The sequence below is a fragment of the Aliirhizobium wenxiniae genome (assembly GCF_014201355.1).
Lineage (GTDB): Bacteria > Pseudomonadota > Alphaproteobacteria > Rhizobiales > Rhizobiaceae > Neorhizobium > Neorhizobium wenxiniae.
On record NZ_JACHEG010000003.1, the window covers coordinates 151,681 to 162,617 of the forward strand.

Genomic DNA, 10,937 nt, shown 5'->3' on the forward strand with positions numbered 1-10,937 from the left:
ACTGACCTCACAGATACAGACCATCGCCGGGAAGTTTTCCGCCGATCATTTGTGCGTTGGTCTTTGCGATTGCTTCAAGCAGTGCCTCGATCTCGGGGCGCACTTTGCTTGCGGGCGTTGCGACGAGATTGGAAAAAGGTACGGATTTTTCGATAACCGGCCAGGGCAGTTCCAGCGCCGAAGCGGCGTGGCCAGCCGCGGCTGCCGGGTTGGCAACGACCTCGGCGGTCGCTTTTTCGAGACCCGAGAGGAGGGGGGCGATCTTCTCCGGGTGGTCCTGCAGGAAGGCTGGCGCGAGCGCCAACCCCGCTTGAGGCATGATGGCCCCAAGCCCCGTCACAGCGCCCCATTCCTTTTGCATGTCGATCACGCGATGAACGGTCTTGCCCGCAGTCGAGGCTTTCATCATCGCAGCGGTCGCGGCAGGTTCAGGCACCAGTGCCGTTTCGATCCTGCCGGAAAGCAGCAACTGGATGGCCTCAATCGGCGAGCCGGAGCGGCTGACTTTGACTTTGTCAGCCAGACCGCGATGCGCCAGCACGGCATCGAATACCAGTTCCGGCGTATCGTTGGGGAAGGGCACGGTGATCTCTCTGCCGGCCAGGTCTGCAATGCTGAGAATTTCAGGATTGGTCGAGATCACATAGAGCAGGCCATTGGTCATCACATTGGCGAGCTTGACGCCGAAGCCGCGGTTGTTGAGGTTTGCTGCGGCTGTCACCGGCATGACCACGGCCTGCATGGTACCGGAGGTGAGGCCCGCGCGCATCTCATCTGGTGTGCGCCAGATGCGGAAACGCACCCGCTCGGCAACATCGTGCAGCAGTCCGGCGCCAACGGCATAGGCAAGCGTGATCGAAGGGCCGGCCGGCGGGCCGTAAAGCACGAGTTCATCGAGTGTGGCGGCGTTGACACGAGTTACGAAAGGAAACGTAAGCGCAGCAGTTGCGGCCGTCTGCAACAGGGAGCGGCGCTCGATGCCGTTCGAGATGTTGGAGTTTTTTTCGGGTTTTCCAAAAAGATTCACGACGGGTTCCTTCCATAGGGCGTTAGCAATCTTATCCGGTCCTCAGGCTGCCTCTTTGCGTAAGCGCAAGAAACGACGGACAACTGGGCGAGTTTTCAGAAGGGGCTCCTGAGGTCCGCATAAAAGCCGCGACCGTCGTCCGGAATATAGGCGGCCTGTCCCGGGCTCACCTGATCCACCACCAGCGTCGACGTGGCATATTTCTCGTCGAACAGATCGGTGATCTCGCCAAAGATCGAGAGTTTGTCATTGATTCGGTATTCAGATCGATCACAGTGTGAGGATCGGTCCACCATGTGTTCATGTTGTCGACCGGCATCTCGTCTGGCACCCGTTTGAGGTTACATGGTCGCCATGATCAGCGGGTCGGCGCCGAACAGAAAGGCGTGGCCGCCGAGGAGAAGCCAGAGGGTCATGGCCGCTGTCAGGGCAAATGCAAGCGCCATCGGTGCATCGACCCTCATCCTGTTTGTGCCGCTCGCGAGTTTTGGCAGAACCAGCAGCGGATGATCTGCGCAAAACGCGCTCCAGCCCAGGCCAAGCCGACGTTTTGCCCGCCTGTCGAGCATCAGGAAGCCGGCTGCGGAAAACAGGCCAAGTCCGCCGAATAGGATGAGAGACCGCAGGTCGCCATTGGCGATCAGATGACCTCCTGACCAGAAGAAAAAGCCCCATAAAACCGGGTGGCGGGTGACAGACACGATGGCGCCGGGCTGGTCCCCGCTACGGAAGGTTATCGAGGCCGGGTTGGGTGTAAATAGGCCGGCAAGCACGAGAAATATACCGAGCGGCGCGAGCACGAGTGTTACCATGGCATGGCTGCCTGATGGCTCCCAGAGTTCCACATAGGGCGTGTTCAAGGCGGCATGAAACACCCAGACGAGCAACACGGTCGAGACTATCGAATAGGTCAGGATGTAGGTTTTTCGGCCGAGGATGGCGATCACGCCGCTGCGGATCGGCGGAAGTGCCGGTACGGAATGAAGCAGGACGAATGCGAACAAGGCGAGATAAAGCTGGCTCAAGCGAAGATCTCCCGTTCTTCGGACTCCGCGGCCAACAGGGCTTCCATCATCAGTTTCTCGGTGGAGACGTGGCGGCGCAGGCACTCGAGGAAACTGCACAGCATTCTTGCTATCGTGTCGAGCGGCAAGGTGCACTGGCCTTCGGAAAGCGCCGTGAGAGTCAGCCGCAACTCTTCTGCCGCCAGTCTGTCGTAACGGTGCTCGGCTTTCAAATGTTCGATAATCATGACCGAAAAACACGAACCCGCGCGATGGTCAAAGCCGGGAAAGAGAACCTCTTCCTCCAGGTTATGCGTTTCGCCAAGTAGCAGGAAGATGGAGTTGAAAAGGTGTCGTAGGTCGGCGTATTTCGGATCGGTTCCAATTTCTTCCATAGCCTGCTCAAGCTCAAGGCTCAGGCGGAGGAGTTGCTGGTGATTGGTTTCGAGCCGGCAAATATCCGGTGCGTTCAACGAATTGACTCGGGTCTTCATGACGCTTCCCTATTGCTGCAAGAACAGGATGCCGGCAATGATGACCGATGCCGCAACGGCCGAAAGCGTGCCGCCGCGCTGAAGCACTCCCATGCGCTGCAGGGTGAGCGCGAAGCCGATGATGATGGGTGTCGCGACGAGAAGGCCGACCTGTGCGTCCGTCATGGTAAAATTCCTTTCGACGGTTTCACCATGCCTTGGTGATGCGCAATTCTCTTTGCCGGAGCGCAAAGAAGGACATTTTCGCGACGCCTATCTTCGGGCATGGCTATGCAAAACGAGATATCAGGTGGGGCGCTGCATCAGACCTCCCATGAAGCGGCTGTCGATGAGGATGTGCTGCTCCTCTGGATTTTGGTCTGGAGCGAACTTATCGCCTTCGGCATTCTGCTCACGGCATTTCTCATCATGTCAGGCATACACGCAGATGACTTTGCGGTCGCCCGGATCCACCTAAACCCCGGCCTTGCGGCGGCAAACACTCTCGTGCTTATAACCAGCGGTTGGCAGGCTGCGATCGCGGCAAGGCGGCGCGCGACGCCCTCAAAGGCGCGGATTCCGCTTTGCCTGGCCGCTGCCTTCGGGCTTCTGTTCGTCGTGATCAAATGTATCGAATACGCCGCCGAGTTCCGTTATTCCTTCGATGCGACTTTCTCTTATTTTTTCCAGCTTTATTTCCTCATTACCGGTTTTCATCTTCTCCATGTCGCTTTCGGCAGCTTCGTCCTGCTTCTCGTCGCCTGGCGACCAGCGCGGGGCAATATCCTTCTTATCGCCACACTCTGGCACGCGATCGATCTTGTCTGGCTGGTGATGTTCCCGATCATCTATCTGGTTTGAACGATATGCATGACGCCCGTTTTCCAATACTTGGGACATTTGTTCTCGTTCTTGTTCTGGCTATCGGCGGTGCGTCGATCGCGACTCTGTCTGACGGCAGCCTGATCGCCATCGGCACTGTCCTCCTGATTGCTTTTGCCAAGGCGCGGTTCGTTATTCTCGATTTCATGGAACTGCGTCATGGCCAGCGCGGCATGGCACTCTCACTGCTGGCATGGTGCGCCGTGCTGCTTCTCGTAGCCTTGGCGCGGCCGCTTCTCGTTTCATATCTCGCCTAAGCCAAACCGCTCCCTTCTTTGCCAATGCACAAAGAAGGCTTTTCACCGAACAATAGAAAGAAGACGTCCCGCATGGCCGGCGAGGGGATCGTCCGGCCGCAACATGGCGGGGGATTTCGAGCCGTGGTCACTGACTGCGTCAGATGAGAGGACGTAAGGTATGGCAGAACGCCTCACCAAGACCGGAGCCCGCAACGTCTTTTACGGCGGGTCAATATTCTTCTTCGCGATTTTCGTGGGGCTGACAGCCCATAGTCATTGGTACATCCGCACGACCTCGACGGATGAAACGGCGCTCACCGACAGCGTCGCCCGCGGCAAGCATGTCTGGGAAAGAAACGCCTGCATCAACTGTCACACCTTGTTGGGGGAAGGGGCCTATTTCGCGCCTGAGCTCGGCAATGTCTGGGTTCGTTATGGTGGCAAGGACGACCCGGAAAGCGCCCGCGACAGCCTGAAGGCCTGGATGGCGGCGCAGCCCTCGGGCATCGAGGGGCGGCGCCAGATGCCGCAGTTCAATCTGACCGAACAGGAACTGAACGACCTCGCCGACTTCCTCGAATGGACGAGCAAGATCAACACTCAGAAATGGCCGCCGAACGACGCCGGTTGATGAGCTCGGACCTAAGGAGAAACATGCGATGAAATACCAAACTCAAAAGGTCGCAATGCTGTATTTCTACGGCGCCATCGGCCTCTTCCTGGCACAGGTCCTGTTCGGCGTTCTGGCCGGCACGATCTATGTCATGCCAAACACTCTTTCCGAACTCCTGCCATTCAACATCGTCAGGATGATCCATACCAATGCGCTGATCGTCTGGCTGCTGATCGGTTTCATGGGGGCAACCTATTATCTGCTTCCCGAAGAAGCGGAAACCGAACTCTACAGCCCGAAACTTGCGATCGCGCAGTTCTGGATTTTTCTGATCGCCGCGGCCGTTGCCGTGGTGGGCTACATGTTCAAGATCCATGAGGGACGCGAATTCCTCGAACAACCTTTTGCCATCAAGGTCGGCATCGTCATCGTCTGCCTGATGTTCCTCTTCAATGTCACCATGACATCGCTGAAGGGCCGCAAGACCGTTGTCACCAATATCCTGATTTTCGGTCTCTGGGGGATCGCGATCTTCTTCCTGTTTTCCTTCTACAACCCGGCCAACCTCGCGCTCGACAAGATGTACTGGTGGTATGTTGTTCACCTATGGGTGGAAGGCGTGTGGGAACTGATCATGGCCTCGGTCCTGGCCTTCCTGATGATCAAGCTCAACGGGATCGACCGCGAAGTGGTCGAAAAGTGGCTCTATGTCATCGTCGGTCTGGCGCTGTTTTCCGGCATTCTCGGCACCGGTCACCACTATTACTGGATCGGCGCTCCGGGTTACTGGCAGTGGATCGGTTCGCTGTTCTCGACGCTGGAAGTCGCGCCTTTCTTCACCATGGTCATCTTCACCTTCGTGATGACCTGGAAGGCCGGCCGCAAGCACCCGAACCGTGCCGCCCTTCTGTGGTCGATCGGCTGCTCTGTCATGGCCTTCTTCGGTGCCGGCGTCTGGGGTTTCCTGCACACGCTGTCATCGGTGAACTACTACACCCACGGCACGCAGGTGACCGCAGCGCATGGCCATCTCGCCTTCTTCGGTGCCTATGTCATGCTCAACCTTGCCATCATGGCCTATGCCGTTCCGGAAATCCGTGGCCGCAAGCCCTATAACCAATGGCTGTCCATGGTGTCCTTCTGGATGATGTGCACGGCCATGTCGGTGATGACCTTCGCGCTCACCTTTGCGGGTGTCCTGCAGGTTCATCTGCAGCGCGTGCTGGGGGAAGGCTACATGGACGTGCAGGACCAGCTGGCGCTGTTCTACTGGGTCCGCTTGGGCTCAGGCGTCTTCGTCCTCATCTCGGCATTGATGTTTGTCTGGGCCATTCTGATACCCGGCAAGGATCGCGTCCCAGCGATTAGCGGCATCGCTGAGCCGGCCGAATGAGTGACTTCCCGGCCCGCGATCCTGAAGCGTGGGCCGGGATTTATCCTTTCATCCTTAAGGAAATCTCCGATGAACATGCATCTGCGTCACTCGACCTCCCAGATCCCGGCCTATGCGCCGGCCGGCAATGAATGCGCCCTGTTCGAAACCGCCTGGACACGCCAGCTGCCTCTACTGCTGAAAGGCCCGACCGGTTGCGGAAAGACCCGCTTTGTCAGCCATATGGCGGCAAAGCTCGGCCTGCCTTTGACTACCGTGTCCTGCCATGACGATCTCGCCGCCGCCGACCTTACCGGCCGTTACCTGCTGAAGGGCGGCGATACAGTCTGGGTCGATGGTCCGTTGACGCGGGCGGTACGCGATGGCGGCATTTGTTACCTCGATGAAGTGGTCGAAGCCCGCAAGGATGTTGCCGTCGTGCTTCACCCCTTGACCGACGACCGCCGCATCCTTCCCTTGGAGCGCACCGGCGAACAGCTGGAGGCACCTGGCTCGTTCATGCTGGTGGTCTCTTACAATCCCGGTTACCAGAGCCTTTTGAAGACGCTGAAACCTTCGACACGCCAGCGTTTCGTGGCGATCGAATTCGATTTCCTGCCCAAGGCACGCGAGATCGAGGTCGTGGCGGAAGAAAGCGGCCTCGATGCCGCCCGTGTGGAGCCGCTGGTCGAACTTGCCCGGCGGCTGCGGGCGCTGAAAGGCCATGATCTGGAAGAAGGCGTTTCCACCCGTCTTCTGGTCTATTGCGCGAGCCTGATCGATGCCGGCCTGGAGCCGCGTGATGCGGTGCGCTCGGCCATGATCGAACCTTTGACCGACGAGCCGGATGTGCGCACGGCCCTCCTTGAACTGATGCAGGCGGTAATCCGCTAAGGGGAGGACGCGATGCTGGATTTTCTCGAACTCGAAGAAACCGTGGGGCGCGCCTGGCACAATTTTGCCGGCAATACCCGCACCTGGCCGCGATACGAGGCGGCGGCGGTGAAGCTGGAAGAGGTGCTTCCGGTGATCTCCGTCTGCTTCCGTGGTTTTGGTGGCGAGCGGGCGGTACAGCTCGTTCCTGCCCGGGGCAAGGCATCCGCGCATCGCCTGAAACTCCGCCAGCGCATGGGGTTGGGAGAGGAAAAGCTCATCCATCCTGCTCGCGACGAGGCATCGTTGATGTTGCCGCCGGTGCTAGACCTGATGCCACAGCGCAATCTAAACCGCGATCTCTATCTCTGGCTGGCGGCGATCATGGCGCGGATGGATCTTGTCCCGATCGATGAAACCGATCCGCTTCAGCGCGATCTCGCCTTGCTCGAACAGGCGGCGCGCCGGGTGGAGGATGTGCTCGAGACCTTTCCGGGGTTGGCGCTGCGGTATCAAAACCTCTGCCTGTCGCTGATCGAACAACGGCAGCGCGGAAAGCTGCCACGTATCGAGCAGATGGTGGAAAACCGCATCGGCGATCTGTTGCGGCATGGCGCCGGCCTTGCGCCGCTTTACAAGGCGGGACCGTGGCCGCTGAAGGCGCCGCCCGGTTATCTGCCGATGCTGCCGGTGCCGCTGTGGCCGGACGCGCTGTTGCGCGAGGAAGCCGAGCCGCGGCAGGAGGAGGATCGTCCCGCCGGTGGTGCATCACAGGATGCCATGGCCGGTGGCCGCCATATCGCCGTGCGCGAAAAGGATTCTCAGAGGAAAGGCGAGCGCAGCCCGTTTATCCTCAACCGGTTCGAAAAAATCCTCGCCATGGCGGAGATGGTCAATGTCGATCGCCCCGGTGACGATAGTGACGACCATGACGCAGCGGCGGCCGACGAACTGGACGAGATGACGCTGGGCGAGCGCCAAGGGCGGCCATCGGCAAAGTTCCGTTTCGATCTCGACCTGCCGCCGGAAGCGCTGGTGCATACGCCTCTTGTCGCCGAACTCACTTATCCCGAATGGGACTATCGTCGCGGCATCTATCTGCGCGATCACTGCCGGGTGTTTGCCGGTCCGGCGCCGCTGGAGGGCGAGGATTTTCAGCAATCGGACGAGGTCAGAAACCTCATTCGCCGGGTGAGGCGGCAGTTCGAGGTGATGCGGCCGAAACGCGAAATGCTGCGCGCCCAGTTCGATGGTTCCGATCTCGATCTCGATGCCGTGGTGCGCAGCCGCACCGACCTGAAGGCCAGCGGCGAATGCTCGGACCGCGTCCATCTGATGAGCCGGCCGCAAGCGCATGATCTGGCGGTGACGCTGCTTGTCGATGTGTCGCTATCTACGGATTCCTGGTTCAACGATCGTCGCGTGCTCGATGTCGAGAAGGAAGCGCTGATGGTGCTGGCGGAAGGTCTTTCCGCCTGCGGTGACAACCATTCCATCCTGACATTTACCTCACGGCGTTGCGACTGGGTACGGGTGGAAACCATCAAGGCATTTGATGAGCCGATGAACCATGCGGTGCGCCGCCGTATCGCCTCGCTGAAACCGGGCTATTACACCCGTATCGGCGCTGCCATTCGCCATGCAGCGGCAAAACTGTCCGAACAGCCCAACCGCAAGCACCTTATGCTGGTGCTGACCGACGGCAAACCCAATGATGTCGATCATTACGAAGGCCGGTTTGCGTTGGAGGATACGCGGCGTTCGGTGATCGAGGCGCGTCGCAAGGGTGTGCAGGTGTTCGGGGTTACCGTCGATCAGGATGCCAAATCCTATGTGCCGGCGATTTTCGGTCAGCATGGATTTGCTGTCGTGCCGGATATCCGCAAGCTGCCTTCGGCACTTCCGGCCATCTATCGCGGGCTGGTCGGTTAATCCCCCAACCGACTCCAGCGAGGACCCGGCCTTACCCGAAGGCCGGGTCCATCTTCTACAATGAGCGTTTAAGCCGCTTTGGAATGGGTGCGGCCCGCCTGAGCCAGATAGGCGTCGAAACAGGCCGCAACTGCCCTGACCAGAAAACGCTCCTCGCCGCGCAGACGCAAAACTCCATCCTCCAATGTTACGATTTCATCTGCGAGCAGGCGTTGAAGCTGCGGATTCCCATTCACGACCGTATCTGCGGAGACGCCGTGGGACCGGCATATCGCGGCAAGATCGACCGAAAAATCGCACATGACCCGCTCGATGATCTCGGCCCTCAGCCGATCGTCAGCGGTCAGCCTATAGCCCTTGGCAGTGGCAAGCTGGCCTGTCGCGATAGACTGTGCGTAGCGGCCGATTGCGACCTCGTTCTGCACGTAGCCTTGAGCCGAACGGCCGATCGCAGAGGCGCCGAAGCCGATCAGGGTTTCACAGGCATCCGTCGTATAACCTTGGAAATTCCGATGTAGCGATCCGGTTTTGGCGGCTATCGACAGGCTGTCGCCGGGAAGGGCAAAATGGTCGAGTCCGATCTGCCTGTATCCGGCATCGAGCAATGTCTCGGCAATCGCCTCGGCCTGTGCATGGCGTCCGGCTGCGTCCGCGAGGGCCGTCTCATCGATCAGGCGCTGATGTTTCTTGAAGGTCGGGACGTGGGCATAGCCGAAAACGGCAAACCGGTCGGGACGCATGGATATGGCGGTTTCTGCCGTTTCGATTGCCGAGGCGACGGTTTGATGCGGAAGGCCGTAAATCAGGTCGAAATTGATGCTCCCGACACCGGCGGCGCGAAGGCCTTCAGTTGCGGCGCGGGTCTGCTTTGGTGTCTGAACGCGGTTGATCGCCTTTTGCACTTTCGGATCAAAGCTTTGTACGCCCAGGCTCGCACGCGTGACGCCGGCCTTGCCAAGGGCAGAAATCATCTCATCGGTCAGGGTGCGCGGATCAATCTCTACCGCCAGTTCCGTTTTCTCGACAAAAGCGAAACGGCTGCGCAGGTGGAAATCGAGATCCAGAAATTCATTTGGTTCCATGATCGTCGGCGTGCCGCCGCCGAAATGGATCGTGGCTATTTCCGGCTTTCTCGGCATGGCGTCAGCAACCAGGCTTATCTCTCGTTTCAGGACATCGAGATAATCGAGTATCGGCTGGTCCTTCAGGGTGATTGTCGTGTGACAGCCGCAATACCAGCACATCGACCGACAGAACGGAATATGGACGTAAAGAGAGATCGGATCGCCGCCCTCGATCTGGGACAGCCAATCGCCATAGGTTCCGGGACCAATGGACGGAGAAAATCGCGGCGCGGTCGGATAGCTGGTGTAGCGCGGCAGGCGTGCATCGCCATAGCGCTCAAGAATGCTTCTCTTCATCGTTCAACTCCTGTGACAGGAGCAAAATTAGAGGTCGCACACCTATCCTTCTTTGCCGAATGCCAAGCAGCGAACGGATTGGCTGCATCTGAAAGATCTTTGAGCCGAAACAAGGAGGGGCCGTTGTGCGTGTGTTAGCGAAAGATCATAGGCCGCGCCCCAGGCCCGACATATCTCGCGGGCAGATGAAGGACGATAAACACGATGACTGCAAAGCTTGGTGAGGTTCTCTCGATCGATGTTCGCGAAATTCCGGGCGCTCAGCGTCATCGGCGCATTTTCGGCACGCTGGAGACGCTTGAGCCTGGTGAGGTGCTGCACATTACCGTAGATCACGATCCGATCCCTTTGCGCATGCATCTCGACACCCAATTCGCAGGCCTTTTTGGGTGGGAATATCTCGAGCACGGCCCGCAGCTTTGGAAGGTCGAGCTCAAGCGGCTCAAGCATGATGGTTGCGGTTGTTCCTGCGGTGGCAATCACTGATATAAGTCGACTGTGTTGAAACTGTCGGGTTAATTGCAGCGGCCCACATTCCTTTATTAGGAGAATCCGCATGTCGCAGATTTACAAGGAACTCGATGTCCGCCCTATTCTGCGCGAAGGCGGGGAGCCTTTTCAGGACATCATGGCGGCTGTTCAGTCATTGGCACCAGGAGAGGGGCTGCGGCTTCTCTCCACATTCAAGCCGACACCGCTTCTGCCGCTGATGAGCAGACAGGGTTTTTCAAGCGAAACCCATGAGCTCGATACCGGCGACTGGGAGATTATCTTTTCGCCAATTGCAAAAAAGGCGGCTCATGTCGCCGTATCGAGCGGTGCCGAGGATGCTTCGGATTGGCCGGAGCCGTTATGGCAGGTCGACCTCGTCGGTGTGCAACCACCGGTCCCAATGGAAAAAGTCCTGTCGCGACTTTCGCTGATGGAGCCGGGCGAAGTCTTGTTTGTGCTTTTTGACCGCGAGCCAGCATTCCTGGCGACCGAACTGGAAAACAGGGGGCACCGCTGGGTCGGTGCTTCAGATGTTTCAGGTAACGTTTATCGAATGCTTATCCGGGTCGGATAGCGGACTTGGACCTGTTTCCATCCTGATCGTATCGT

The 10,937-nt window shown here is 58.7% G+C and carries 14 protein-coding genes; 8 read left to right on the forward strand and 6 right to left on the reverse strand.

What is annotated here, in order from left to right; all coding sequences use genetic code 11:
• Positions 1 to 7: 7 nt before the first annotated feature.
• From HNQ72_RS31090 to HNQ72_RS16200, 5 genes are all read right to left on the reverse strand, one after another.
• Positions 8 to 1,027, reverse strand: a complete 1,020-nt coding sequence (locus tag HNQ72_RS31090) for an ABC transporter substrate-binding protein (RefSeq protein WP_183993286.1) — start codon at positions 1,025 to 1,027, stop codon at positions 8 to 10.
• 95 nt (positions 1,028 to 1,122) lie between these two features.
• Entirely contained in the window at positions 1,123 to 1,320 is a 198-nt protein-coding gene (locus HNQ72_RS16185; RefSeq protein ID WP_183993287.1) for a hypothetical protein, read from the reverse strand.
• 48 nt (positions 1,321 to 1,368) lie between these two features.
• On the reverse strand, positions 1,369 to 2,052 hold the full coding sequence (locus tag HNQ72_RS16190) for an NnrU family protein (RefSeq protein WP_183993288.1): 684 nt from the start codon (positions 2,050 to 2,052) through the stop codon (positions 1,369 to 1,371).
• Complete coding sequence (locus tag HNQ72_RS16195) at positions 2,049 to 2,525, reverse strand: hemerythrin domain-containing protein (RefSeq protein WP_183993289.1); 477 nt, start codon at positions 2,523 to 2,525, stop codon at positions 2,049 to 2,051. Before HNQ72_RS16195 ends, HNQ72_RS16190 begins: the two co-directional genes overlap by 4 nt.
• A gap of 9 nt (positions 2,526 to 2,534) precedes the next feature.
• Positions 2,535 to 2,690 carry a hypothetical protein gene (locus tag HNQ72_RS16200; protein ID WP_183686764.1) on the reverse strand — a complete coding sequence of 52 codons (156 nt, stop codon included), beginning with the start codon at positions 2,688 to 2,690 and terminating at the stop codon, positions 2,535 to 2,537.
• Positions 2,691 to 2,795: 105 nt separating this feature from the next.
• Here HNQ72_RS16200 and HNQ72_RS16205 point away from each other — a divergent pair, with 105 nt between their 5' ends.
• From HNQ72_RS16205 to HNQ72_RS16230, 6 genes are all read left to right on the forward strand, one after another.
• Positions 2,796 to 3,365 (forward strand): cytochrome c oxidase subunit 3, encoded by a 570-nt coding sequence (locus tag HNQ72_RS16205; protein ID WP_183993290.1) that lies wholly within the window; start codon positions 2,796 to 2,798, stop codon positions 3,363 to 3,365.
• A gap of 5 nt (positions 3,366 to 3,370) precedes the next feature.
• Complete coding sequence (locus tag HNQ72_RS16210) at positions 3,371 to 3,643, forward strand: cytochrome C oxidase subunit IV family protein (protein WP_183993291.1); 273 nt, start codon at positions 3,371 to 3,373, stop codon at positions 3,641 to 3,643.
• Between the two features lie 160 nt (positions 3,644 to 3,803).
• Positions 3,804 to 4,256 (forward strand): c-type cytochrome, encoded by a 453-nt coding sequence (locus tag HNQ72_RS16215; protein ID WP_148144240.1) that lies wholly within the window; start codon positions 3,804 to 3,806, stop codon positions 4,254 to 4,256.
• Between the two features lie 28 nt (positions 4,257 to 4,284).
• On the forward strand, positions 4,285 to 5,631 hold the full coding sequence (locus HNQ72_RS16220) for a nitric-oxide reductase large subunit (RefSeq protein ID WP_183993292.1): 1,347 nt from the start codon (positions 4,285 to 4,287) through the stop codon (positions 5,629 to 5,631).
• Between the two features lie 69 nt (positions 5,632 to 5,700).
• Positions 5,701 to 6,504, forward strand: a complete 804-nt coding sequence (locus HNQ72_RS16225) for a CbbQ/NirQ/NorQ/GpvN family protein (RefSeq protein WP_183993293.1) — start codon at positions 5,701 to 5,703, stop codon at positions 6,502 to 6,504.
• 12 nt (positions 6,505 to 6,516) lie between these two features.
• Positions 6,517 to 8,415 (forward strand): nitric oxide reductase activation protein NorD, encoded by a 1,899-nt coding sequence (locus tag HNQ72_RS16230; RefSeq protein WP_183993294.1) that lies wholly within the window; start codon positions 6,517 to 6,519, stop codon positions 8,413 to 8,415.
• 68 nt (positions 8,416 to 8,483) lie between these two features.
• Here HNQ72_RS16230 and hemN read toward each other — a convergent pair whose 3' ends face one another.
• Positions 8,484 to 9,836 (reverse strand): oxygen-independent coproporphyrinogen III oxidase, encoded by a 1,353-nt coding sequence (gene hemN, locus HNQ72_RS16235; protein WP_183993295.1) that lies wholly within the window; start codon positions 9,834 to 9,836, stop codon positions 8,484 to 8,486.
• A 204-nt stretch (positions 9,837 to 10,040) separates the two neighbouring features.
• Here hemN and HNQ72_RS16240 point away from each other — a divergent pair, with 204 nt between their 5' ends.
• Both HNQ72_RS16240 and HNQ72_RS16245 read left to right on the forward strand, forming a co-directional pair.
• The gene (locus HNQ72_RS16240; protein WP_183993296.1) at positions 10,041 to 10,322 is read left to right on the forward strand and encodes a DUF2249 domain-containing protein; all 282 of its coding nucleotides are present in this window, start codon (positions 10,041 to 10,043) and stop codon (positions 10,320 to 10,322) included.
• A 70-nt stretch (positions 10,323 to 10,392) separates the two neighbouring features.
• On the forward strand, positions 10,393 to 10,902 hold the full coding sequence (locus HNQ72_RS16245; protein ID WP_183993297.1) for a DUF2249 domain-containing protein: 510 nt from the start codon (positions 10,393 to 10,395) through the stop codon (positions 10,900 to 10,902).
• The last annotated feature ends 35 nt before the right edge of the window (positions 10,903 to 10,937 follow it).